The 25,215-nt window shown below is 61.1% G+C and carries 22 protein-coding genes; 12 read left to right on the forward strand and 10 right to left on the reverse strand.

All coding sequences use genetic code 11. The features are described 5' to 3' along the window. Positions 1–3 precede the first annotated feature (3 nt). A complete protein-coding gene (locus ACA071_RS21125; protein WP_497640937.1) occupies positions 4–309 on the reverse strand; it encodes a PepSY domain-containing protein in 306 nt (101 codons plus the stop codon). After that, positions 309–617: a PepSY domain-containing protein gene (locus tag ACA071_RS21130; protein WP_497640938.1), complete on the reverse strand. Its 309-nt coding sequence runs from the start codon at positions 615–617 to the stop codon at positions 309–311. The genes ACA071_RS21125 and ACA071_RS21130 overlap by 1 nt, the downstream gene beginning before the upstream one ends. Before the next feature lie 257 nt (positions 618–874). On the opposite strand from ACA071_RS21130, the gene ACA071_RS21135 reads away from it, so the two are divergent. From ACA071_RS21135 to codA, 6 genes are all read left to right on the forward strand, one after another. Further along, positions 875–1,954 carry a patatin-like phospholipase family protein gene (locus ACA071_RS21135; RefSeq protein WP_497640939.1) on the forward strand — a complete coding sequence of 360 codons (1,080 nt, stop codon included), beginning with the start codon at positions 875–877 and terminating at the stop codon, positions 1,952–1,954. Positions 1,955–2,029: 75 nt separating this feature from the next. Then, on the forward strand, positions 2,030–2,386 hold the full coding sequence (gene queD / locus ACA071_RS21140; RefSeq protein WP_201190933.1) for a 6-carboxytetrahydropterin synthase QueD: 357 nt from the start codon (positions 2,030–2,032) through the stop codon (positions 2,384–2,386). A gap of 111 nt (positions 2,387–2,497) precedes the next feature. Further along, positions 2,498–2,950 carry a GNAT family N-acetyltransferase gene (locus tag ACA071_RS21145; protein ID WP_497640940.1) on the forward strand — a complete coding sequence of 151 codons (453 nt, stop codon included), beginning with the start codon at positions 2,498–2,500 and terminating at the stop codon, positions 2,948–2,950. A 116-nt stretch (positions 2,951–3,066) separates the two neighbouring features. Beyond that, entirely contained in the window at positions 3,067–3,891 is an 825-nt protein-coding gene (locus tag ACA071_RS21150) for an alpha/beta fold hydrolase (RefSeq protein ID WP_497640941.1), read from the forward strand. Between the two features lie 262 nt (positions 3,892–4,153). Next, positions 4,154–5,425, forward strand: a complete 1,272-nt coding sequence (codB, locus tag ACA071_RS21155) for a cytosine permease (RefSeq protein ID WP_497640942.1) — start codon at positions 4,154–4,156, stop codon at positions 5,423–5,425. A gap of 13 nt (positions 5,426–5,438) precedes the next feature. Next, on the forward strand, positions 5,439–6,683 hold the full coding sequence (gene codA / locus ACA071_RS21160) for a cytosine deaminase (RefSeq protein WP_497640943.1): 1,245 nt from the start codon (positions 5,439–5,441) through the stop codon (positions 6,681–6,683). 121 nt (positions 6,684–6,804) lie between these two features. Here codA and ACA071_RS21165 read toward each other — a convergent pair whose 3' ends face one another. Beyond that, positions 6,805–7,797 carry a diaminopimelate epimerase gene (locus ACA071_RS21165; RefSeq protein ID WP_497640944.1) on the reverse strand — a complete coding sequence of 331 codons (993 nt, stop codon included), beginning with the start codon at positions 7,795–7,797 and terminating at the stop codon, positions 6,805–6,807. A gap of 45 nt (positions 7,798–7,842) precedes the next feature. Continuing rightward, on the reverse strand, positions 7,843–8,622 hold the full coding sequence (locus ACA071_RS21170; protein WP_497640945.1) for an AraC family transcriptional regulator: 780 nt from the start codon (positions 8,620–8,622) through the stop codon (positions 7,843–7,845). A 92-nt stretch (positions 8,623–8,714) separates the two neighbouring features. On the opposite strand from ACA071_RS21170, the gene ACA071_RS21175 reads away from it, so the two are divergent. Both ACA071_RS21175 and ACA071_RS21180 read left to right on the forward strand, forming a co-directional pair. Continuing rightward, entirely contained in the window at positions 8,715–8,966 is a 252-nt protein-coding gene (locus ACA071_RS21175) for a hypothetical protein (RefSeq protein WP_497640946.1), read from the forward strand. 137 nt (positions 8,967–9,103) lie between these two features. Further along, positions 9,104–10,255, forward strand: coding sequence for an MFS transporter (locus ACA071_RS21180; RefSeq protein WP_497640947.1), 1,152 nt, complete (start codon positions 9,104–9,106; stop codon positions 10,253–10,255). Positions 10,256–10,350: 95 nt separating this feature from the next. Here ACA071_RS21180 and ACA071_RS21185 read toward each other — a convergent pair whose 3' ends face one another. From ACA071_RS21185 to ACA071_RS21200, 4 genes are all read right to left on the reverse strand, one after another. After that, positions 10,351–12,774, reverse strand: a complete 2,424-nt coding sequence (locus tag ACA071_RS21185; protein ID WP_497640948.1) for a TonB-dependent siderophore receptor — start codon at positions 12,772–12,774, stop codon at positions 10,351–10,353. Between the two features lie 97 nt (positions 12,775–12,871). After that, the gene (locus tag ACA071_RS21190) at positions 12,872–13,846 is read right to left on the reverse strand and encodes a FecR family protein (RefSeq protein WP_497640949.1); all 975 of its coding nucleotides are present in this window, start codon (positions 13,844–13,846) and stop codon (positions 12,872–12,874) included. Between the two features lie 40 nt (positions 13,847–13,886). After that, positions 13,887–14,387, reverse strand: coding sequence for a sigma-70 family RNA polymerase sigma factor (locus ACA071_RS21195; RefSeq protein ID WP_497640950.1), 501 nt, complete (start codon positions 14,385–14,387; stop codon positions 13,887–13,889). Between the two features lie 143 nt (positions 14,388–14,530). Continuing rightward, positions 14,531–14,905 carry a c-type cytochrome gene (locus tag ACA071_RS21200; protein ID WP_497640951.1) on the reverse strand — a complete coding sequence of 125 codons (375 nt, stop codon included), beginning with the start codon at positions 14,903–14,905 and terminating at the stop codon, positions 14,531–14,533. A 333-nt stretch (positions 14,906–15,238) separates the two neighbouring features. Between ACA071_RS21200 and ACA071_RS21205 the strand changes: the two genes are divergently transcribed. Genes ACA071_RS21205 through ACA071_RS21215 form a run of 3 tightly spaced genes read left to right on the forward strand, consistent with a single transcriptional unit; the run spans position 15,239 to position 19,171 of the window. After that, positions 15,239–16,408, forward strand: coding sequence for an aromatic ring-hydroxylating oxygenase subunit alpha (locus ACA071_RS21205; RefSeq protein WP_497640952.1), 1,170 nt, complete (start codon positions 15,239–15,241; stop codon positions 16,406–16,408). 27 nt (positions 16,409–16,435) lie between these two features. Continuing rightward, positions 16,436–18,097: a choline dehydrogenase gene (locus tag ACA071_RS21210; protein ID WP_497640953.1), complete on the forward strand. Its 1,662-nt coding sequence runs from the start codon at positions 16,436–16,438 to the stop codon at positions 18,095–18,097. A gap of 9 nt (positions 18,098–18,106) precedes the next feature. Beyond that, entirely contained in the window at positions 18,107–19,171 is a 1,065-nt protein-coding gene (locus tag ACA071_RS21215) for a GlxA family transcriptional regulator (protein WP_497640954.1), read from the forward strand. A 230-nt stretch (positions 19,172–19,401) separates the two neighbouring features. Here ACA071_RS21215 and ACA071_RS21220 read toward each other — a convergent pair whose 3' ends face one another. Beyond that, positions 19,402–20,139: a class II aldolase and adducin N-terminal domain-containing protein gene (locus tag ACA071_RS21220; protein ID WP_497640955.1), complete on the reverse strand. Its 738-nt coding sequence runs from the start codon at positions 20,137–20,139 to the stop codon at positions 19,402–19,404. Between the two features lie 77 nt (positions 20,140–20,216). On the opposite strand from ACA071_RS21220, the gene ACA071_RS21225 reads away from it, so the two are divergent. Then, positions 20,217–20,429: a hypothetical protein gene (locus ACA071_RS21225; protein ID WP_497640956.1), complete on the forward strand. Its 213-nt coding sequence runs from the start codon at positions 20,217–20,219 to the stop codon at positions 20,427–20,429. A 184-nt stretch (positions 20,430–20,613) separates the two neighbouring features. Here ACA071_RS21225 and ACA071_RS21230 read toward each other — a convergent pair whose 3' ends face one another. Further along, a complete protein-coding gene (locus ACA071_RS21230; protein ID WP_497640957.1) occupies positions 20,614–25,125 on the reverse strand; it encodes a hemagglutinin repeat-containing protein in 4,512 nt (1,503 codons plus the stop codon). Positions 25,126–25,215 lie beyond the last annotated feature (90 nt).

Below are 25,215 nucleotides of genomic sequence, written 5' to 3' on the forward strand. Positions count from 1 at the left end.
CGATCAATCTTCCTTGTCTTTCAATAAACGGCCGGTGGCGGCCTCGATGTCGAGTTCACGAACCACGCCTTCGGTGGTCAGCAGCTCGACTTCATAAATGTAGACGTCGTGTTTTTCTTCAAGCTCCGCCTCCAGCAATTTGGAGCCGGGATAGCGGTCGAGCGCCTGCTGCAACAGCTGCTCCAACGGCAGGATCACGCCCTGCTGACGCAAGCGCAGCGCCTCGTCCTGATCCAGGTCGCGAGCCACGACCACCGAGCAAAACGCCAGAAGCACCAGCGCCGTGCGTGAAACTGAAAAAAACTTCATTACGTATCCTGATGATCCTTGAGAACCTGCCCGCTGACAGCGTCCAACTCCAGGTCCCACTCAATACCCTGCGGGTCGCGCATTTCCACCTGATAGATGTACTTGCCGTACTCTTCTTCCAGTTCGGTTTCGCTGATGGTGGAACCGGGATGTTTGGCCAGCGCGGTGGCATTGAGCTTCTCGAAAGACACAATGGTACCAGCGTCGCGCAGTCTCAGGGCTTCATCGGGACCGAGGTCACGAGCGTGAGCGAGGCTGGCGGTCATGGCTATGACGGACGCGGTGAACAGGGCAGTCAGGGTTTTCATGGGGTGTCTCCGTATTTTTTTATGTGTTGCGTACGGGGTGCACCATAGCGGGGCGAACTTAACTGAAACTGAATTGCCATCATTGGTCATGACAACACTGCACCCTGTAGGAGCTGCCGAAGGCTGCGATCTTTTGATTTTCAGCGGCTTCCCTATCGTCAAAGATCAAGATCAAAAGATCGCAGCCTTCGGCAGCTCCTACATTGATCGGGTGCGGCGCGTCTATAATCCCCCGCTTGCCCGACATCGAGACCGGTATGACCGCTATCCACATCAAGTTCCCCTCCCTGACCCTCAAGGCCGGCCCTCGGGCCTTTGCGCGGATTCGTGAAAACGGTCTGAGCGCCGCCGACGTCGGCACGCTGCCGGGAGCGGCCGGTGGCCCCAAGGCGTTGGGGATTCAAGGTCTGGACCTGGCGCTGTTCGGCGAATGGCTGCCCGCGGCACCGCGGGAGCGTTCGTTGATTGGTGCGTCGGTGGGTTCCTGGCGGTTCGCCAGCGCGTGTCTGCCGGATGCGGCCGAAGGCATTCGCCGCCTCGGGCATCTGTACACCGAGCAGAATTTCGACAAGGGCGTGACCATGGCGCAAATCAGCCAGAGCTCCCGGCGCATGCTCGATGAGTTGCTGGACGGTCGCGATGCCTTGATCCTCGACAATGCGCATTACCGACTGAACATCATGGTGGTCAAAAGCCACGGCCTGCTCGCCCACGACCATCGCGGCCGCCTCGGGCTGGGCCTGTCGTCGGTGATCGCCGACAACCTGCGCGGTCGGGCGCGGCTGTCTCGGCATTTCGAGCGACTGATCATCCACGACCCGCGCCTGGCACCGCCGGTCAATGCGCTGAATGACTTCCCGTCGCGCTTCGTTGCCCTGAATGCCGGCAACTTGCGCCAGGCCTTGCTGGCATCGGGCTCGATCCCGATGGTCATGGAAGGCGTGCGTGACCTGCCGGGGGCCGGTGCCGGGACGTTCCGCGACGGCGGTCTGCTGGACTATCACCTGGACCTGCCCTACAGCGGCAACGACATCGTGCTCTATCCGCACTTCACCGATCGGGTGATTCCCGGCTGGTTCGACAAGACCCTGCCGTGGCGCCGCGCCTGCTCGACGCGCCTGCAAGATGTCCTGCTGCTGGCGCCGTCGAAGGATTACCTGTCGCGCCTGCCCTACGGCAAACTGCCGGACCGTAACGACTTCAAGCGCTTCATGGGTGACGCCCCGAGCCGGCAGAAATACTGGCGCGCGGCGATGGATGAAAGCCGCCGCATGGGCGACGAGTTCCTCGAACTGGCCGCCAGCGGTCGCCTCGGCGAGCGCTTGCTGACCCTTTAGTCAGGACAAACTGGTAAACTCGCCGCCTGCCCACATCGCCGCGGCGATCGCCACCTGACAGAGCTGAAAATCACTGTGGAAATCTTCAAAGAGTTTACGTTCGAATCCGCCCACCGCCTGCCCCACGTGCCGGATGGCCACAAGTGCGGTCGCCTGCACGGTCACTCGTTCAAAGTGGCGATCCATCTGAGCGGCGACCTTGATCCGCACACTGGCTGGATCCGCGACTTCTCGGAAATCAAGGCGATCTTCAAGCCGCTTTACGAGCGCCTGGACCACAACTATTTGAACGACATTCCTGGCCTGGAAAACCCGACCAGTGAAGTGCTGGCCAAATGGATCTGGACTGAATTGAAGCCACTGCTGCCGGAACTCAGCGCGATTCGTATCCACGAAACCTGCACCAGCGGTTGCATCTATCACGGTGAGTAACAACACCTGATTGAGAAGAACCACCGGCGACGGTGGTTTTTTTATGCCTGTCGTTTCACCCTCACGCCGAGTACAGTCGGGCCCCATCCTTGGCCCAAAGGAACCTGTCTCATGTCGCTGCTTATTCGTCCCGCTACGCTTGAGGACATCGCGCAGATCGAGGCCATCGTCGAGGCGGCGTACTCGCCTTACATCGAGCGCATCGGCCGCAAACCCGCGCCGATGCTGGATGACTACGCCAGTCAGGTACTGGCCCGGCGCGTCCATGTCCTCGTGCATGAACAGACGCTAAGCGGTTTTGTGGTGCTGATCGACACGGAAGAATACTTGCTGCTGGACAACATCGCGGTCAGCCCGGCGGTCAAAGGGCAAGGTTATGGCCGGCAGTTGCTGGACTTCGCCGAACGCCATGCGCTCGACGCGGGTTACCCATCCATTCGGCTGTACACCAACGAAGCGATGAGTGAAAACATTGTGCTGTACATCCGCCGAGGGTATGTCGAAACCCATCGGGTCGAAGAAAACGGCCTGCGGCGGGTGCACATGAGCAAATCACTGAGCTAAAAAACACTCGCTCCCACGGGGAATAGGCATTTCGTCAGTGAATATAAAAACAGCCTTCAATGGCTGTTTTTTATGCCTATGCTTTTTGGCTCCCACTTGCCAAGAGGACACCCCCGATGACTGACTGGCCGCTGCCCCAGACCTATCGCTTCAATGGGCATTCCGTACGCTACGCCGTACGTGGCGACGGCCCGCCGTTGGTGTTCGTGCATGGCACGCCGTTCTCGTCTTACGTGTGGCATCGGATTGCGCCGCACTTCATCACTACTCATCGCGTGCATTACTTCGATCTGCTGGGTTATGGACAATCCGAGAAAATCGACGGCGATGTGTCCCTCGGCGTCCAGAACGAGTTGCTGGCCCAGCTGTTGGACCACTGGGGGCTGAAGCGGCCAGACGTGGTGGCCCACGATTTCGGCGGCGCCACCGCCCTGCGCGCCCATCTGCTCAACGGCAGGGATTACCGCAGTCTGACCCTGATCGACCCCGTGGCGCTGACGCCCTGGGGTTCGCCGTTTGTGCAGCATGTGCGCCAGCATGAGGCGGCGTTCAGCGGGCTGCCCGATTACATTCAGCGGGTGATTGTGCCGACCTATATTCGCGGGGCGATCAAGCGTGAGATTCCCGCCCCTGAGCTGGCGCCCTATGTGCAGCCGTGGTTGGGGGAGCCGGGGCAAGCGGCGTTCTACCGGCAGATCGCGCAGATGGACGAGCGCTATACCCGTGAGGCCGAAGGGTTGTACCCGACAATTCGTTGCCCGGTACAGATTCTGTGGGGGGAGGATGATCAGTGGATTCCCATCGAACGCGGGCGGGCGTTGCATGGAATGATTCCTGGCTCCCGTTTCCATGCAGTTCCCAACGCCGGGCATTTGGTGCAGGAAGATGCGCCGGAAGCGATTGTCGCGGCGTTGCTGCGGTTTTTGCCCTCGGTCGGGTGACGATCGTTCCCACGCTCCGCGTGGGAATGCAGCCCGGGACGCTCCGCGTCCTTGCCGAAGCGGACGCGGACGCAGAACGTCCATTGAGGCATTCCCACCAGAGCGTGGGAACGATCATCGCTCCCACATGGGTCTTGTGGTCCATCCGTTGCACTGCTTTCGCGCCCTGGTCCCCCGCCTCGTCTATAAATAACCCCACCACCCACGCTTGGCACGACCACTGCAACCCTCTTCGCGTCTCTCATCCAGCAAGGAACGCCCCATGACGCAGAACGACCCGGGTAACGATTACCCCCTCAGCGAAGTCCCAATGCACGCGCGCAAGGGCCTCGCCTCCACAGCCATGGTGCTGCTGGGTTTCACCTTCTTTACCGCGACCATGTTTGCCGGCGGCAAGCTCGGGGTAGCGTTCAGTTTTGGCGAGATGATGGCGGTGATTATCGTCGGCAATCTGCTGCTGGGGATCTACGCCGCCGGGCTTGGCTATATCGCCTTCAAGAGTGGACTCAACTCGGTGTTGATGGGGCGATTCTGTTTCGGCGAGGTCGGCAGCAAGCTCAGCGACCTGATCCTCGGTTTCACTCAGATCGGCTGGTACGCCTGGGGTACGGCCACGGCCGCCGTGGTGCTGGGCAAGTATTTCGAACTGGAGCAAGGCACGGTGCTCGGGCTGATGGTGCTGTTCGGCATGGCGTTTTGCGCCACGGCGTATGTCGGTTATCGCGGACTGGAGATTCTGTCGTACATCGCGGTGCCGGCGATGATGTTGCTGCTGATGCTGTCGATGTGGGTCGCGACGGTGAAGGTCGGCGGGCTCGACGGCTTGCTCGCGGTGGTGCCGAGCGGCACGCTGGATTGGTCGACCGCGATTACCCTGGTGTTCGGCACCTTCGTCAGTGGCGCCACCCAGGCGACTAACTGGACACGGTTCTCGCGCTCGGCGCGGGTCGCGGTGCTGGCCAGCCTGATCGGTTTTTTCATCGGCAATGGCCTGATGGTGCTGATCGGCGCCTACGGGGCGATCGTCTATCAGCAACCGGACGTGGTCGAAGTGCTGCTGTTGCAAGGCTTCGCCATGGCGGCGATGGCGATGTTGCTGCTCAATATCTGGAGCACCCAGGACAACACCATCTACAACTTCGCCGTCGCCGGCTGCAACCTGCTGCGCACCGGGCGGCGCAAAACCGTGACCCTGGCCGGCGCCGTGATCGGCACGTTGCTGGCACTGTTGGGCATGTACGACATGTTGGTGCCCTACCTGATTTTGCTGGGCACGGTGATTCCGCCGATCGGTGGGGTGATCATGGCGGACTTTTTCTTCCGTTATCGCGGCCAATATCCACGTCTGGCCGACGCCCGGCTGCCGGCGTTCAACTGGCCCGGCCTGAGTGCTTATGCGGTCGGGACTGTCGCCGCGTTCAGCTCACCGTGGGTCGCGCCGCTGGTAGGGATTGCCGCTGCCGCGCTAACGTATGTGATATTGACCGGCGTGCTGGGTGTCCGCACTGCCGATGCACCACTACAAGATCTCTAAAAGGATTCGCCTGATGCACATCATCAACGCCCGCCTGCGCAACCAAGAAGGCCTGCATGAGTTGCACCTGGAAAACGGCCTGATCGGCAACATCGCCCGCCAGACCGAAGCCCCGACCCTGGGCCCCGACGACCTCGACGCCGGCGGCAATCTGGTGGTGCCGCCCTTCGTCGAGCCGCACATTCACCTCGACGCCACCCTCACCGCCGGCGAGCCGCGCTGGAACATGAGCGGCACACTGTTCGAAGGCATCGAATGCTGGGGCGAACGCAAAGCGACCATCACCCTGGAAGACACCAAGACCCGCGCCAAGAAAACCATCCAGACCCTGGCCGCCCACGGTATCCAGCACGTGCGCACCCACGTCGACGTCACCGACCCGACCTTGACCGCGCTCAAGGCCATGCTCGAAGTGCGCGAGGAAAGCCGTCACCTGATCGACCTGCAAATCGTCGCGTTCCCCCAGGAGGGCATCGAGTCCTACCGCAACGGACGGGAGTTGATGGAAGAAGCCATTCGCATGGGCGCCGATGTGGTCGGCGGCATTCCGCATTTCGAGTACACCCGGGATCAAGGCGTGAGTTCGGTGAAGTTCCTGATGGACCTGGCCGAACGCACCGGTTGCCTGGTGGACGTGCACTGCGATGAAACCGACGACCCGCATTCACGCTTCCTCGAAGTGCTGGCCGAAGAAGCCCGCAGCCGCGACATGGGTTCGCGCGTCACCGCCAGCCATACCACGGCGATGGGCTCTTACGACAATGCGTACTGCGCCAAGCTCTTCCGCCTGCTCGGGCATTCCGGCATCAGCTTCGTCTCCTGCCCCACCGAAAGCATTCACCTGCAAGGACGCTTCGACAACTTCCCGAAACGCCGCGGCGTCACCCGGGTCAACGAACTGCTCGAAGCGGGCATGAACGTGTGTTTCGGCCAGGATTCCATCGTTGATCCGTGGTATCCGCTGGGCAACGGCAACATCCTGCGCGTACTCGAAGCCGGCCTGCACATCTGCCACATGCTCGGTTATCGCAACCTGCAAAGTGCGCTGGATTTGGTGACGGATAACAGTGCCAAGGCGATGGCTTTGGGGGATCGTTATGGACTTGAGCGCGGGCGCCCGGCGAACTTGCTGATCCTGTCGGCGGACAGTGATTACGAGGTGATTCGCAGCCAGGGCTTGCCGCTGTATTCGATTCGCGGGGGTGAGGTGTTGATGAAGCGGCAGATGCCGGTGGTGGAGTGGGCGGATCGGTCCTGAATAGACGGTGATTGAACGGACGCCATCGCGAGCAAGCTCACTGGGATCTGTGATGAACAGAACGTGTGCCCACTGAAGAACAACGGTGGGAGCGAGCTTGCTCGCGATGACGATCCTGAGTTCACCCCATTAATCGGGCCATGCCGAACAACCTCACCCGACTCAACTCGCCGCCCTGTTCTTCCAGCGAAATCGGCGCCGTCCCCCCGGGCATGACCACCTTCACCTCTCCCGCCTTCACCCAACCCACGCGCCACGCCGCGCACGCCACCGCACTGGCGCTGGTGCCCGACGATGCCGTCGGCCCTTCCCCACGCTCGAACACCCGAGCCACGATTCGTCTTTCAGACTCAAGCATTGCCCATTGCAAATTGACGCCCGCCGCGCAGGGCTGCCCGGCCCCGGTCGGCGTGGCATAAGCGATGCGGGTCAGGCCTTCGGACAACGTCGGTTCGCGCATTTGTTCATTGCTCGGCAGTGCGGCGGCGTCGGTGAGTAGCGTCACGCAATGGGGATTGCCGATTCGCACAAACTGGCTCCGCGTCCAGGCCGGATCGAGCGCCGACAATGGCTGCACATGGTTGAGGTCGCGACTGTTCAATGTCACGCGTTCAACCCCTTGCGCGCCCACCGCTTGCGGCCCGAACAGGGGCTTGCCCAAATCCAGCCAGAATCCGTGAACACCATCGACCTCGGCCGGTTTCACCGAAGTCTCCACCGGCGAAACCGAATCGCTTTTGTCGTGATGAACCCGCAGCTCGCAGGTTTCCTCGCTCGGCAGCAACCCTTGCTCACTGAGCGCCTGAGAGAAAATCGTCAAGCCATTACCACTGCGTTCGGCGAGGGTGCCGTCGGTGTTGACGATCAGCAGATCAAAGGGCGCCGCTGCTTGAAACGGGCCGACCAGCAGGCCGTCGCAGCGATGGTCCTTGCTGTCGGGCGGTTGAGTGCCAGGTGCCCAGCCGCAGAATGCCTCGATGGCTGATAACGCCCAATGCTCACGGTTTTGTGCGGCGTGACTGGCCTGTTCGGGTAATTCGATACCGCTGTGGCGAACTGCATCAGGCGTCACGACCGCATAGATATTGCCTCGGGCATCGTAGAACGGCGTCATGGATCGATCCTGAAGTCAGCGTGAAGAGTGCCTGTACTGTAGGCGTCAAAGCCCGGCAATAAAATACCGCCCCGGCGTCATCCCAAACGTGCGCCGAAACATCGCAATAAACGCGCTGACATTGTCATACCCCAACTCCAGCGCAACGTTCGTCACCGCCTCCCCTGCCGCCAGCAGTTCCAGCGCCCGCAACAATCGCGCGCGCTGGCGCCATTGGCTGAAGGTGAAGCCGGTTTCGCTGACAAAGCGTCGGGCGAGGGTTCGCGCCGACAACCCGCCCCACTGCGCCCATTGTTCCAGTGAGCGGTTGTCGGCCAGGTCATCGGCCAGTGCCTGGGTGATTCGCCGCAGTCGCGGATCCTGGGGCAGTGGCAGACCGAAAGGTTCGGCGGGTGATGTGGCGATTTCGTCGAGGATGAGTTGGGCGATCCGATCCTGGCGCTGATCGAGTGCGCCCTCGCCCCAGGTCGCGGCCCGGTCAACGGCTTCTCGGAGTAAACCCGAGGTCGCAATGATTAACGGCTGCTCCGGTAACCCGACGCAATCCGGCGCCACCACATAAACGCTCCAGCCATGGAACGGGCCGTGGGAGCGCAAGCCGTGCAGGCAGTCCGGCGGGATCCACACCGCATGGGTGGCCGGCACCACCCAATGATGATCCGCCGCGTCCACCGACAACAAACCGCGACGCGCCCCGAGCAATTGGCCACGAGCATGCTGGTGCAAGGCGCTTTGGCGCTCGACCGGGCTGTCCAGCATGACGGCGATCACCTGCGCAGCCGTGGCGGACTGTGCCAACTCTGTAGATATCAGCGGTTTAGCCATTGGCAGCTTCACAGTATCGAATGACCCAGATGACGCAGTTTAGCCACAACCAACGCTTTAGGCTGAGCACTCATTCAACAGGAGTCACCGTTATGCGCGCCGAAGACCTGCTTCCCGACGATTTGAACCAAGGCCAATTCAACGGCACCACCGTGCGCAAAGGCACGGTCGGGGCTTTCCTTATCAATGCGCGAGTGCTCGCCGACGCAGGCGCCAGCGATGAACAACGACGGCAGGCCGAGCAGGACATCATCGAGGCCTTGCCGGCGCTAAAGGCGTTGGGTTTGTTCGAAATCCTGCAAGTGCGGGACGAACAACTGCGCCGATTGTGCGAAGGCCAGTGACACCCGCGCTCGCGATGGAGGGTCAGGCTGTGCAAGGATGTCACCCTGCCTGACCGCGAACCGCTGCGGACGCTGATCGAACCTGACCGGTAAGTCACTGTCCCTTGGGTACGCGACGTTTTTTGCCAAGGATCGATATGACCAACCTCAACACGCAAGCCGCATTTGTTCCCGGACGCCTGGAACAGATGTCCACCCGCATCGCCTTTTTCATCGCCGGGTTCGGCATCGCCGCGTGGGCGCCACTGGTGCCGTATGCCAAGGCGCGGGCCGGACTGGATGAAGGGACCCTCGGCTTGCTGCTGTTGTGCCTGGGGGTGGGGTCGATTATTGCGATGCCCATGGCGGGTATTCTGGCCACGCGGTTTGGCTGTCGTCGCGTGGTCAGCGCCGGGGTGTTGCTGATCTGCGCGGCGTTGCCGTTGCTGGCGACGGTGTCGTCGATTCCGGCGTTGATCGCGGCGCTGTTCATGTTTGGCGCGGGGCTGGGAACGGTGGATTCGACGGTGAACCTGCAAGCGGTGATCGTCGAGCGGGCCAGCGGCAAGACCATGATGTCGGGCTTCCATGGCTTGTTCAGCCTCGGCGGGATCGTCGGTGCGGCGGGTGTCAGCGGTTTGCTCGGCCTGGGTGTTTCGCCGCTCGGCGCGACGCTGGTGGTGATTGTGATGCTGATCGTGGCGTTGCTCAAAGCGGCGCCGCATCTGTTGCCTTATGGCAGTGAAAGCTCCGGACCGGCGTTTGCCGTGCCCCATGGCATCGTGCTGTTTATCGGCATGATGTGTTTCATCGTTTTCCTCACCGAAGGCGCGGTACTCGACTGGAGCGCAGTATTCCTGGCCTCGGAGCGCGGTATCGACACGGCGTATGCCGGGCTCGGTTATGCGGCGTTTGCGCTGACCATGACCGCCGGGCGTTTGACCGGGGATGCAATTGTGCGGCGCCTGGGCGCGACAAAGGTGATGGTGTTTGGCGGGCTGACGGCTGCGGTGGGCTTGGCGCTGGCGACGTTTGCTCCAAGCTGGGAAGCGGCGCTGATCGGTTATGCGTTGGTTGGCGCGGGTTGCTCGAACATTGTGCCGGTGCTGTACACCGCGGTGGGCAAACAGACGGTCATGCCGGAAAGCATCGCCGTACCGGCCATTACCACCCTCGGTTACGCAGGGATTCTCGCCGGACCCGCGCTGATCGGGTTTATCGCCCATGGCAGCAGTTTGAGTTTTGCGTTTGGGTTGATGGCGGTGTTGCTGGTGGCGGTGGCCATTGGCGGGAAGGTGTTGAAGGTTTGAAGCGCTAAAAGATCGCAGCCTTCGGCAGCTCCTTCAGGGTGTACGACATCCGAATGTAGGAGCCGCCGAAGGCTGCGATCTTTTGCTTTTAGCCGTTAAAAGCCGACGCTAGCCTGCACAAAGAACGTGCGCGGCGCGCCAACGTAAATGCCCGAGTTGTTGTCGCTGGAACGGGTGAAGTACTGGTGGTCGAACACGTTCTTCACCCCGGCACCCAGTTTCAGGTTCGACAGTTGCGAACCGAAGTCATACCCCCCGCGCACGTTCCAGGTCACGTAGCCCGGCATGTCGCCGTACTGCCCATCGGCGCTGCCATCGGTGATGTAGTTGCCGGTGAAGCTGCCATCAGCATTCACGCCAGTGCCCGGCGAGTGCTGCTTGGACTGGGCAAAACCGTCGATGTTGTAAGTCCAGCGATTGACGTCGTAACGCAAACCGACCGTGGCCACCTGGCGCGAATAGAACGGCAAGTCACGGCCCTTGAAGCCCGGGATCTCACCCTCGTAAGTGGCGCGGGTGTAGGTGAAACCGGCGTTGGCGGTCAGCCCGTCGAGCCGTGGGTCGAGCGCGGACATGTCGTAATGCACCGACGCTTCCAGGCCCTGGTGCTTGGTTGCGCCGAGGTTGGTCCAGCCCACGTCGTTGCTGATGTATTGCAGTTCGTCATCGAAGTCGATGTAGAACAGCGTCACTTCCCCGCCCCACACATCATCGTTGTAGCGCGTGCTGATCTCGTAGGTCTTGGCCTTTTCCGGGCTCAGGCCGTTGGCGGTGCTGTCACCCGAACCGCCCTGGCCGAGCTGGAAATATTGCAGGCTGCCGAACGAGGTTTCGTAGTTGGCAAACAGCTTCCAGGCATCGGACAAGTGATACATCACGCTCAGGGCCGGCAGCGGCTCGTTGCTTTCGATGCTGCGGTTTTTCTCCGGGACGCGCTTGCCGGCAGTGTCGAGGACGGCGCGGTCGTGCCAGTCAGTGCTGATATGTTCGAAGCGGATGCCCGGCGTAATGGTCCAGTTGCCAACATCGATTTTGTTGTCGAGGTAAACCGAATTAGCCTCGGTGCCGCCGGTACGGTCCTGGAACACGTGGCCGTCAGACGTCGGGGTGATCACCGGTTGATTGTTCACCAACGCCACGCGGCTCGACTGCTCGTGCATGGCTTCTTTCAAGTAGCGATAACCGACGCTGACTTCCTGAGTGGTCGGCCCAACGTCGAACACATGGGACACCCGCGGCTCGACGCCCAAGGTGTAGTAGGAACGCGGATAGGAGCTGAGGGTTTTCTGGTCGCGGGCGGCGATGGTGCTGCCACGAAAGCTGTCCGTGTAGTAGGTCAGCACTTCGGCCTGGGTGCGATCGTCAATCTGCCGCGCCCACTTGAACGAGACATCCTTGCGCCGGCCGGTGAAGTTGTCGTAGTCGCGATCCGACTGAAACGGACTGGCGTCGTACTGCTTCTGCGTCAAGCCGCCTGGCATGTCGGCGTTGGCGTCGTAGTAATGGAAATTCAGGCTGAAATCATCAACATCGGTCGGCGCCCAGTGGGTCTTGAGAATCACGTCGTCGATGTCGTTGCCGTTGTTGCTTTCGCGATAACCATTGCCGTTCACCCCGGTATACAACAGCGCCACGCCCATGCCGTTGTCTGCGGTGCCGCCGACAAATGCGGTGTCGATGTGTTTCCAGCCGCCGTGTTGGGAGGTTTCCAGGGTGGTGCCGATTTCACCGGTGGCTTTCTCCGGGATCGCGCGGGTGACGAAGTTGATCACCCCGCCGACGTTCTGCGGCCCGTAACGCACGGAACCGGCGCCACGCACCACGTCGATGCTGTCGAGGTTACCTGAGGAGATCGGGGCCATCGACAGCTGCGGCTGGCCATACGGGGCGAACGCGGCCGGTACGCCGTCGATCAACACCGTGGAGCGCGGCGACAGGCGCGAGGTCAGGCCGCGCACGCCGACGTTCAGGGCGATATCACTGCCGCCAGTGCCGTTGGCGTCTTGCACTTGCACGCCAGGAACGCGACGCAGCACGTCACCGACGTTCATCGCGCCCTGCTCGATCATCGCTTCGCGGCGGATCACGGTGCGGGCGCCAGGGTGGTTTTGCACCACGGCGGCATCGGCGTCACCGAGCCAGTCGCCGACAACCTTGATGTCGGTCACGCCGAGTTCCAGCGGGCCGTTGGACGCGGCATTCGGCGCGGGCGTCAGGGTCACCGAGCCTTCATCTATCTGATATTCCAGACCGCTGCCTTGCAGCAATTGGCGCAAAGCTTGTTCCGGGGACAGGTTGCCGTCCACCGCCGGGGCCTGTTTGCCGGCGACCAGTTCAGGGCTGAAAAAAACCTGTAGCGAGGTTTGCTGGCCGAGCTGACTCAGGGCCTGGCCCAACGGCTGCGCCTGGATGTGAATCCCATCGGCGGCGAACGCCTGGGGCAGTGCAGCGCTGACAGCCAACGCCAAAGCGAGCGGCAGCCAAGGTGATTTGTTGTTTTTAGCGGTGGTTTTTTTCACGTCGAACGTTGTCCTGTGAATCGCAAGAATACGCGGCTGTTAATGCAAACCAGTTGCAGTTGGACAAGAAGACGAAGAACTCGAAAAAAACCTGAATCTATCGCGCAATTATTTCCTGACTGCCGTCAGAAAGCGTGCGCACGGCCACCGGCAGAATGCTCGGCAAGGCCTTGAGCAAGGCGTCGGTGTTGTCGGATTTGAACACGCTGGTCAGGCGCAGATTGCCCACTTTGTCGTTGCCGACCGTGAGCGGCTTCTCCCGATAGCGCGACACTTCGGCGGCGACTTCGGCCAGGCTGGCGTTGTTGAACACCAGTTTGCCGCCGCGCCAGGCGGTCAGTTCCTGTGGGTTGACCGCGTAGGCGGCGGCCACCTTGCCTTGGGCATCGATGTGCGTGCCCAGGCCGGCGGTGAGGCTAATGAAGTCGGCGCCCTGCCCCTGAACCTTGACCGTGCCCTGTTCGACCGCGACCTTGGTTTGCGTCAGGTCCCGGCGCACATCGAAGCGGGTGCCGGTGACCGTGACCTGGCCGTTGCCCGTCTCGACCACGAACGGCCGGGTGGTGTCGTGCTCGACGCTGAACATCGCCTCGCCTTCGGTCAGCTCGATGCCACGACGATCCTTTTCAAACCGCACCTGCACCCGACTGCGGCTGTTCAGGTCGATGATCGAACCGTCCGGCAACGCCACATGCTGGCGCTCGCCCAAGGCCGTGGAAAATTCCGCGGTGTAGGTCGCCGGGTGATTCAAACCGCTGAACAATCCCAAACCAAGCGCCACTGCCAACACACTGGCAGCCACCGCATAACGCACCAGCGGACGACGTTTGCGGCGCTCCGGCGGAGTTTCGCACAAGGCTTGAAGACGTTTGGCAGGCAACAAATCGGCCGCCGTCCACAAGCCCTGGAGCAATTGAAATTCATCGCGATGCTGAGGGTGCTCTTGCAGCCAAGTCTCGAAACGTCGATATTCTTCGACGTCCACGGCAGGCTCCTGCAAACGCACAAACCACCGTGCCGCCTCGTCGCGAACCGCTGTTTGCCCGCACGCACAATCACGAGTATCCATCATGGAAATTCCTGTTTGGCTGGGGATGAAAAGGCGCGGCCGATCATGGCTGCAATCCGTCGAGGCGATCACGCAAGTGCCGCAGGGTGCGGATCATATACTTTTCCACCATGTTCTTGGACAGCCCCAACCGCTCGGCAATTTCCGCCTGGGTCAGGCCTTCGATCTTCTGCCAGACAAACACCTTGCGGCAGTTGATCGGCAACTCGGTGAGCGCCCGTTCAATGGAATCGGCCAACTGGATCGCATGCATGAAATGCTCCGGGTCGCCGGACGACGACACACTGTGATCAATCGCCTCGGACTCCATGGCGCCCCGCCGATCCTCACGCCGATAGCCATCCACCGCAATGTTGCGTGCGGTCTGGTGCAAATACGCCCGAGGCTGCTCCACCGCCGCCGAATCCGACTCAAGCACCCGCACGAAGGTGTCATGGGCCAGGTCCTCGGCCTGCTGACGATTTCTCAGGCGACGGGTCCAGGTGCCGATCAACTCTTCGTAATGCTCGAAAAAGCCGTGTCTGCGGGGCAGCTTGGGGGTCATTGCGGTGTGCTGTGGGAGGGAGGCGTGAATACTAATGCTTCCTATTAAGCCCGGCAAATCATTCCTCAGGAGGTCGATACCTGCTCAAAGCAGCCAGCCCTGAAATAGTGCTTGGATTTCTGTGCCCGCCGCATATCTCAAGATCATCGTTTCGAAATCACGCCACTCATGTATTGATGCAGATCGCGAAAATCATTAACACTCCAAGCGTGCGGCGGAATCTTCACACCATTCTCTCGCAATGTTTTTGGAATCAAGTTTCCATTGGGGCGCAGTATTATCGACGACACAATAACGCCCGGATAATCATTCAGACGTTGCTTGAAAGTGGCGGTTGTAAGGTCAGGTGTTGGAGGATTGCTCTTATTAGCCAATGGCCCTGTTCCTTTGATATCTGCGCCATGGCATACGGAACATCGCTGTAAATAGAGGTTCTTCCCATTGGCCATGTCCGCAAAGGAAAGCGATGTTTGAATCAGTGATAAAACTCCCAGTAAAGCGATGAAGGATACTTTCATTTCCAAACGTCCTTGTTGGCTAAGTTAGAGGTGCGTAGCTGTACGCCGTACGTTAAACGCGCGATGAATTCTATTGGCAAAAACGGACGCTCGCGAGCACATTGCCAGTGAATAATCTCGGTTCAAATGTTATCGAGCGTATCGAGTGTTGCAGTGGCACTTCTGGAGTTTGCCGGCTGTGGGTCGTTGTGGCGGTGCAATGCTGCCTCGTGCCTTGATCATTTCCCCGCGCAACTGGTCGCAATCCATCAATCCCCAATCTCCCTCGCCCCCTAAATTAACTCCCAGAACAAGCCGCCGTGCCGTGCGGCCAGCCACTGTGGAGATCACCCCATGCAAAACTTCCAGACCCGCAAACAGCAAAGCCCCGTCGAGGGTTGGGATCATCAGGACCCGGAAGAAGCCTTCACCCTGCCCTCGCGTTATTTCTTCGACGAGACGTTGTTCAAGGCCGAGCGCGACAATATTTTCATGCACGCCTGGCACGTGGCCGGGCATGTCAGTGAGTTCGCCGAGCCGGGTCAGTACGTGGTGACGGATCTGTTTGATCAGAGCGTGGTGGTGGCGAGGAATCGTCAGGGCCAGATCCACGCCTTCCACAACGTTTGCCAGCATCGCGGCAATCGCTTGCTCGAAGAACGGCGCGGCACCACCGGTGGCGTGGTGCGTTGCGCCTATCACTCGTGGTGCTACGAGATGGATGGCACCCTGCGCGGGGCGCCGCGCTGCGAGAAGATGAAGAACTTCGAGTTGCAGCAGTTCAACATTCCGCAGGTGCGCACCGAAGAGTTGGGCGGGTTCATTTACTTCAACCTTGACCCGGCGGCGCCGTCGCTGCGCGATCTGTTTCCCGGTGCCGACGAAGAGATGCGCCGGGTGTTTCCGAACCTGGCGAACATGCGCCTGATCGAGGAGCAGGACGTGATCGTGCCGGCCAACTGGAAGGTGATCATGGACAACTCCATCGAGGGTTATCACTTCAAGTTGTCCGGGCCGTGCCATATCGACCTGGCCAAGCTGATCGATTTCAAAGGCTATCAGTTGACCAAACGCGACAACTGGTGGACTTACATTGCCCCGGCCAACCTCTCGGTGACCGAAGCCTACGGCGTTCCGTTGAAACCTGAGGTGAACCCCGACGAATGCTTCTTCAACATCGGCATGTGGCCGAACAACACCTTCTACACCTTCCCGTTCTCGGAGTTTCTGGGCTCGTTCATCATGATTCCGCTGGACGCCGAGCGCTCGCTGCTGCGCTTCGGTTACTACGCCAACAATGGCGAAACCGCGACGGTCAGTGCGTCCTGCATGAAGTGGATGAACGAGGATTTGGGGCCGGAAGATATCGCGCTGAATATCTCGGTGCAAAAAGGCCTGCATTCGCTGGGTTACGACCAGGGCCGCTACATGATCGACGCCCAGCGCAGTAATGAAAGCGAGCACCTGGTGCATCACTTTCACAAGTTGGTGTTCAACGGGATTCATGGTCCGTCCGCAGTCTGAATTTTCTTAGATGGAGCACAGCGAACCATGGCCGATCATGAGTTTGATTACCTGATTGTGGGCGCAGGGTCAGCGGGTTGCGTGTTGGCCAATCGCTTGAGCGAAGACTCAAAGGTGCGGATTCTGGTGCTGGAAGCAGGCCCGGCGGACCAGAGCTGGACCATCGACATGCCCTCGGCAGTGGGCATCGTCGTCGGCGGCACGCGCTACAACTGGAGCTACAGCTCCGAGCCGGAACCGTATCTGGATGGCCGCCGGATCGGCACACCACGGGGCCGGACGCTGGGCGGGTCGTCGTCGATCAACGGCATGGTCTACATCCGTGGTCATGCCCGGGATTACGACGGCTGGGCCGAGCAAGGTTGCACAGGTTGGCGTTATCAGGAGGTGCTGCCGTACTTCAAACGGGCGCAGACCCATGCCGATGGCGCCGACGATTATCGAGGCGCGACCGGGCATCTGCACGTCACCCCCGGCGACACGCAAACGCCGTTGTGCGCGGCGTTTCTGGCGGCCGGTGCCGAGGCCGGGTATGGCTTGAGCAGCGATTTGAATGGCTATCGTCAGGAAGCGTTCGGGCCGGTGGATCGCACGACTCGTAATGGGCGGCGCTGGAGCACTTCGCGGGGTTATCTGAGCGAGGCGCTGGCGCGGGGTAATGTGCGAGTGGTCACCGATGCGTTGGCGTTGCGCATTCTGTTCGATGGTCTGCGCGCCACCGGCGTTGAGTACGAGCAGAATGGTCAGACGCATCAAGCGTTCGCCCGCCGCGAAGTGTTGCTCACCGCCGGGGCGATCAATTCGCCGCAGTTGTTGTTGCTGTCGGGCGTGGGTCCGGCGGCAGAATTGCGGGATCTGGGGATTACGGTGAAACATGACCTGCCCGGTGTTGGCCGGCGGCTCAACGATCACCCGGACACGGTCGTGCAATACCTGTGCAAAAAACCGGTGTCGCTGTATCCCTGGACCACCGCGCCGGGCAAGTGGTGGATTGGCGCCCGCTGGTTCGTCAGCCACGACGGCCTCGCGGCGAGCAATCATTTCGAGGCCGGGGCGTTTATTCGTTCGCGGGCCGGGGTCGAGCATCCCGACCTGCAACTGACCTTCATGCCACTGGCGGTGAAACCGGGCAGTGTCGATTTGGTGCCGGGGCACGCGTTCCAGATCCACATCGACCTGATGCGCCCTACCAGCCTGGGCAGCGTCACCCTGAACAGCGCCGACCCTCGACAGCCGCCGCGTATCTTGTTCAATTACCTGAAAACCGAGCAGGATCGCGCCGACATGCGCGCCGGCGCACGGCTGGTGCGCGAGATTATCGAGCAACCGGCCATGGCGGTGTTCAAGGGTGAAGAATTGGTGCCCGGCCCTCAGGCCCAGAGCGATGAAGCGCTGGATGCGTGGGCCAGGCAGGTCACGGAAACCGGCTACCATGCCAGTGGCACCTGCAAGATGGGGCCGGTCGGCGACCCGCAAGCGGTAGTCGATCCGCACCTGCGCGTGCACGGTCTCGACGGCTTGCGCGTGGTGGACGCTTCGATCATGCCGGTGATCGTCAGCGGCAACACCAATGCGCCGACGGTGATGATCGCGGAAAAGGCCAGCGACCTGATTCGTGGCCTGCCAGCGCTGCCGTCTACCGAAGCACCGGTCTGGATTCATCCGCAGTGGCAGACTCGACAACGATAGAGATCGCTCATGACTGATCAGCCGTCCAACAGCCCGGAAACCCGTTTCACCTGGCGGCGCGGCGATGTCGCGCCGCTGCGGGTGGCGGTGTTGCTGCTGCCGTCGTTTTCCAACTTCGGCCTGGCGGCGGTGCTGGAGCCGTTGGCCATCGCCAATTGGCTGACCCAACGGCAACTGTTCGAATGGACATTGTTGTCGCTGGACGGCGAGCCGGTGCAAGCCAGCAATGGCCTGACCACTGCGGCCAACGACGGGTTGCGCGCCGATCAGGGTTTTGATGTGTGCCTGGTGATCGCCAGTTTCGATGTGCACAAACACAGCCGCAACCTGGCGCTCAAGAGTTGGCTGCGCAAACAGGCGTTGTTCGGCGCGGTGCTGATGGGCGTGGAAACCGGCACTGAACTGCTCGCAGCGGCCGGTGTTCTGGACGGTTATGAAGCGGCGGTGCACTGGGACAATCTCCAGGGCTTTCAGGAAAGTTATCCGCGGGTCCACGCCAAGCCGCAGCTCTACACCCTCGAACGTCAGCGCATGACCTGCGCTGGCGCGACCACAACCCTGGACATGCTGCTCGGCTGGATCGGCCAAAGTGTCGACGGCGACCTGTCCCGGGAAATCGCCATGCACCTGTTGATGGGCCATGTGCGGGCACCGGCAGACAATCAACTCGACGGCGGCTTGAGTAACACCGGGATGTACGGCAGCAAGATCCGCCGCGCGGTGCAGTTGATGGAAAAAGCCCTGGAGGAGCCGCTGGATTGTGAGGCGATTGCCGGCCAGGTCGGGCTGTCGCGGCGGCAACTGGAGCGTCAGTTCAAGCATCAAACCGGCTTGTCGCCGCTCAAGTACTACATCACCTTGCGCCTGGCCAAAGCCCACAGTTTGCTGCAACAAACGCAATTGAGCGTGGCGCAAGTGGCGGCGTGTTCGGGGTTTGGCTCGCTGGAGCATTTCTCCCGCACTTACCGCGCCCGCTTCGGCTGCCCACCCAGCGAAGACCGCAGCCAGGTCTTCACCGCCCCGGTGATGCGCCAGCCCTTGAGCAAGGAACGGCGCCCGGCCGAGGCGGACTGACTTTATACGAAACACACTCGTTGGTAGCAGCTGCCGAGGCACGAGGCTGCGTTCGGCTGCCGAGGCACGAGGCTGCGTTCGGCTGCGAAGCAGTCGTAAAACCAGAACACGCGGTTTTACTGAAACACCGCATCGCCTGATTTCACGACTGCTTCGCAGCCGAACGCAGCCTCGTGCCTCGGCAGTTGCTACAAACCGAACGCAGACTGCGCCAGCTGCTACAGATCGTGTTATGGCCTGATTAACCGATAGTCAGGTTCTTCCTCATCCAGAATGTCCATCAATGCGTTGAAATGCTTGTCGGCGAAGCCCGGGTAATCGAGCCATTGTCGGCAGGTCTTGCGCGCGATCTCGTCACTGGCGATGCGCAGCTCGCGGCCGGTTGAGAGCGCGGTGATGTAGGTCTCGCAGGCGCGTTCGAAATAGTACAAATCGTCGAACGCCTGGGCGATGGTCGGCGCTGCCACCAGCAAGCCGTGGTTGCCCATCAAAAGGATCGGTTTGTCGCCGAGCAAGTGGCTGACCCGCTCGGCCTCCTCGCCCAAACCCATGCCGTCGAAACCGTCGTCGATGGCCACGCGCTCGAAAAATCGCATCGAATTCTGCTCGATCGGGGGCAGCCGCGAATCCGTCAGGCAGGCTAGCGCTGTCGCGTATTTGGAATGTGTATGCAGGATGCAACGAGCGTGGGGCTGGTTACGGTGCAAGGCGCTGTGCAAGGCCGACGCGGTGATGTCCGGCGCGTCCGGGCGGTCGAGGCTGGCCGGTTCATCGGCATTCACCAGCAGCAAGTCACTGGCCTTGATCCGCGAGAAGTGCTTGCCATACGGGTTGATCAAAAACTCCCGACCGTCCTCTGACACCGCGACGCTGAAGTGATTGGCGACGGACTCGTGCAGGTTCAGCCGCGCCGCCCAGCGAAAGGCGCAGGCCAGGCGGATGCTCAGTTGCTCGACAGATTGACTCATCGTGTGCCCTCGACGTAGTGGATCGGCTTTTGCGCAGTGTAGAGAGACGCTGCGCCGGCACTTGATGGGAAACGACATTGACTGCCGTTATTTCGCGGCCCCGACGCCGCGGGAAAACGTTCGGTCAGACGACGGTGTATACCAATGTGCGCAAGGACTGCCTCACTGAGTGCAGCAACGTCGGCAAGCTGCTGCAGAACATAGAGTTCAGCCTGACGATGGAGAATCAGTTGATGGATGCGGTGTTGAACAGAATCAAAAACCAAGGGCGGCGGCGAAAGCGTGGTTGAAGGCTAATCCGAAGGTGCTGGAGGCTTGGTTGGCCGCTCAATAACGCTGATTGCATGATCGTTCCCACGCTCTGCGTGGGAATGCAGCCCGGGACGCTCCGCGTTCCAGAAGCGGACGCGGAGCGTTCATTGAGGCATTCCCACGCAAAGCGTGGGAACGATCAGTGGCAGGGAGGCGTGGGGCTTAGATGTTTTTCTCGTCAATGCCGGCCTGCAGCGATTGGCTGTCGTAATGACCGCCAATTGTCACGGGACCGAGTTTGACGCTGTGTTCACCCGCAGGCAAAACCTCGGGGTTGCTGCCCTCGGCTTTCGATTTTTCAGGCAGATCGAGACCGACCGTTACACCATAGTCGCGGCTGCTCAGGTCGGTGGAACGGACTTTCGAGCCACCCAGATCGACCCGGCCTTCGGTCGAAGCAATCCGTGCACCGGTCAGTTGTGTGGCGCCGTCGACCTTCAGGTTCACGCCTTGCGTGCCGCTGATACCGGAAGCCTGACCGACACTGTCTTTATGCTCGTAGTCGCCATCGAGTTTCAGCGTCGGCTTGTAATCCGTCCCGCCGATCTTGGTGTTTTCGGCCACTTTGTCTTTTTCGCCCGGCGCTGCTTTTTTGCCGGTCACGCCCAGGTCTACATCAACCTTGGCAGTGGTCTGGCTGTCCTGACGACTCTCCACGCTCAAGTCACCGCCCACCTTGCCACTGACCGTCGCCGCATCAACCCGCGCGCCGGCCAAATGCACATCCCCCGCGCTATTCAGCACCACACTGTCAGCCTTGATCTGGCTGTTCTGCTGGGTCGTGCCTTGCAAGTAATCAACGCCAACCTTGGCCCCGGCATTGAAACCGTGATCGCTCGTGGCGACGTTCTTTTCATCCACGACAGCCGGTGTGCTGTTGCTCAGGTTACCGCCGGCATTGAGCGCAACATTCCAATTGGTGCGGTTCTGCGTGGACTGCGCCGATTCCTGATTGATCCCGCCCTTCTGCGCATCAAGGCTCACGCTCGGGGCGCTGACCTGGGTGCCTTGCAGATGGATGGCATCAGCGCTGAGGGCAATCTTGTCCTGGCTGTTGAGTTGGCCGCCGGTCAGGGTCTGGGTCGATTCATTGACCCGACCGATGTTGAAATTGGCGCTGAGGTTGCCGCCCTGATCAGCACTTTTCTCGGTAGTGGTTTTGCTGCCACCGATCTTCAGACCACCGCCGAGATTGCTGCCGGTAGCGGTGTGAGTGTCGGTCGCCGCTTGCAGATCGAGTTTGCCGCCGGCCTTCAGGTCGATGGCGCCAACGGTGTCGACCTTCGTCCCTTGCAGGACTTGATCGACGCCGCTGCTCAACAGCACCGGCCCCTTGCCCTGAATGCTCGCCACCTGAGCCTGGCTGTCCCGAGTCTGATTGCCGGTGTGATCAAGCTGAAAACCAGCGCCCAGGTCGACATTGGTGCCGTTGGTTCCCGGTGCCGTGCCGACGTTCAGCGAGCCATTGCCGCGCAGGCTGGTAGTGTCGCTGCTCTGACGGTCGTTGGCCTGATTCAATGCCAACTCACCACCGGTCTTGATCGAAACACCACCCTGGCCGCCATCGAAATGGCTGCCTTCAAACTGGCCATCGCCCCGCAGGTTGATGTTCACCCCTTCGCTGCCGGCATAGCTGCCGACCACGGCGGTGGCGTTGTCCTTACGGGTCTGGCTACTGCCGCCCGCGCCGCTAGCAGCGACGTTCACGTCCTCACCGGTTTTGGTGTAGACCCGCACGTCAGCCTTGGCATCCAGTGCCTGATCGCTGCTGCTGTGGGTATTGCTCGCCGCGTTCGCCACTAACGAGTCGGCGCTGATGTTTACCTTGCCCGCGCTCGCCTGGTACTGCGTGCCCTGGTCCTGCAACGTGCCGTCGACCTTCACGTCCACGGTGCCGCCCTTGTACTGGCTGACCACGGCGTTAGTGTTTTGCTCGGTGTGGCTGGCCTCCTGATGCCCGATGGCCACGTCGATGCCGACATTCGGCTGGCCGAGATTGGCCAGCGCATCCTTGTCCGGCACTTTGCCGTTCAGCACTTCTTTGACCGCCCCGGCGATGGGCCGGGCGATGTCCTTGTACTCGACGTTGGCGCCGATGTCCGCCTGCCAGTTGCTCTCTGTATGCGTGCTGCTGTCGGTATTGCTTGCGGCCCGGTTGTCGACCTCGCCAGCCGCGACATTCAGCCCTTTGCCGGCATCAAGACGCGCGCCTTCGGTCGTGAGTTTTCCGGTGTTGATATTCAGGTTGCCGCTGCTCTGCACGCCGGTGGTTTGCGCCGTGGTTTTGCCAGTGGTGTCCTGCGAGGTGCTGTGGGCGAAATCGACGCCGCTGCCTGCACGGTCGAGACCGCCGGTGTAGTAGAAACCGCCGCTGGTGCTGGTTTTATCGGTCGAGGTGTTGTGACTGTCCTGCTCGGCCAGCAGCGAGACGTTTTTGCCGCTCAGGGTCGTGTCTCCATGAGTGGATTTGACCTCGGCGCCTTTAAGCGTCAAATCGCCGGCCGCCGAGAGCTGCACATCTGCGCCGCTGAGGCTGGCCCCCTGTTGCTTCACATCATTGCTGGTTACGGTTTGCTGTTTGTCTTCGTAATGCACACCGGCACGGTATTGGCCGGCGTCCGGGGCATTCTCCTTGGCGTAGGCGTCGAAGCCGCGCGTCTCGGCGGTCTTGCTGGTTTCGCTGGTGTTCTGGGTGGAATGCACCTTCACATCCCCCGCTGCCTCAGCGCTCAGGGTGCCGTCAGCCTTGACCGTGGCGCCGGCCACTTCGATGTCCTTGGCGCTCTTGAGTTTGAGGTTGCTGTCCGACGTCAGCTCGCTACGCACGGTAGTGCTGTCCTTGGCGTTCTGTCGGGTTTCGTCCTTGGTGATGCCGAAGAACTTGCTGTCCTTGTCGTGGCTGTTGGCGTGGGAGGTGTCCTGCACGCCATCGATGATCAGTGAACCCTTGTCGCTGATGACGCTGGCCTCGGTGCCGCCTCGGACCTGGCTGCCGCTGATGCGCACGTCGTCAGCCTTGACGATCAGTTTGCCGGCAGCATTGACCTTGCTGCCCTGGTTCTGCGTCTTGCCCTGATCGGCGTCGCCGGTCTTGCCGAAGAAACCGCCACCGACCAAATCGCCTGAGTAGCTGTTGTCACTCTTGCGCTGGGTGCGGCTGGCGCTGGTGATTTCAACCTGTTTGCCAGCCAGGTTGATGTCGCCCTTGCTGCTCAACTCCGCACCTTCGGAACGCAGCAACGCCGCCGAGGCCAAAGCGATATTGCCGCCCTTCAACTGGCTGGTGATGCTGCGTTGCTCTTCGCTGCTGGTGTCCCAGTTGGCTTTCCACAGGTGTTTGCGGTGGTTGCCCTGGTCGGTTGTGGTATGGCTTTCGGTGGCGGCGGTCAGGCGCAGATCGCCGCTGCTCTGGACGCTTAATGTATTAGCCGCTTCGACCTTGGCCGCTTTGAGTTCGGTGTCGCCCCCCGACGACAACACAGCATCACGACTGGCGAGAATCTGGCTGCCGTGCTGGCGCGAGTCGCTGTCGGTCTGGGTCCGGTCGTAAGTTTCCCAGGTGATACCGATGGTGCTGTTGTTCCAGTTTTCGCGGGTCTGCTGCAGCTTGCGGCTTTCGACGGTGCTCAGGGTCAGGTTGCGTTTGGCGTCGAGTTTGACGTCACGGCCACTGACGTCGGTGGCGGCCAAGGTCAAGTCTTTGCCGCTGCGTAAGGCGACATCGCCCTGACTGCTGCGCACGCCGGCACGCACCACATCGAGGCTGTCTGGAACCGCCTGGCCGCTGATGCTCAAGTCACCGGCGGAACGAATCTGCACACCGTCGCGGCCCGCCACTTGCACCGGACCAACCCGCACACCCGCGCCTTCCGCGGTGCTGACAATGTTGATGCGTCCGGCCTGCATGGCGCCAAACAGGCTGGCGTCGATGCGTTGGTCGGTGGTGTTGCCAGCCGGGTCCACGGTTTTCACCTGGCCTGTGGCGTAATCCACCTGATTGCGTCCGACCGTAAGGTTCAGTTGATCACGGGCCGTGAGGCTGCCCTGGCTGTCGATGCGTGGGGCGATCAGGTTGATCGAGCCTTCGCGGTTTTGCAGGCCCGCGCCTTGAATCTGCAAGTTGCCCGTGGCGTCGCGGGTGCTCAGGGCTTGCAGTTTGCCGTCGTTCAATTCGGGGCGACCGACCACCAGATTGGCGTTCGGCGTGTTGATGAAGCTGCCGCCATTCACCGAAATACCGTTGGGGTTGGCCAGCACGTAATCGGCGGACTTGCCGAAGATTTCCTGGGCGCCGTTGAGGGTCGAGGCGTTGCGGCTGATCACTTCGTTGAGGATCACGCTCGCCGCCTGGCCCTGGAACTGCGGGTTGGCCGCCAGTTGCCCGGCGAGCTGGGATTGCCCGGCCTGCAAGGCGTTGTTCAGCACCAGGCCCTGGCGATCGACGTTGTAGTCGAGAAACTGGTTATGCGACAGACCCGAACCGTTAGGCGCAACGATATTGACGATGGGCACGCCGCCCTGGGTTTGCAGTTGCGCAGTGCCGCCGGGGCCTGGCGCGACCACCACGCCACCCGCGAGGGCGCTGGGCAGATGGGCGATCAGGAACAGGCTGGCAATCGCCCAACGCAGTTTGCCCCGAGGGGAAAGATGAAACGCAAATGTCTGTGCAGGCATAAAAACCTCTCAATTAAAGTGCGGCATCACGTTGCGCGCTGTGTTGTTGGCCGTGGCTGTGGCGCTCAGGTCCGACGGCTGTTTTTAAAT

Source organism: Pseudomonas sp. LBUM1646, from assembly GCF_059716165.1.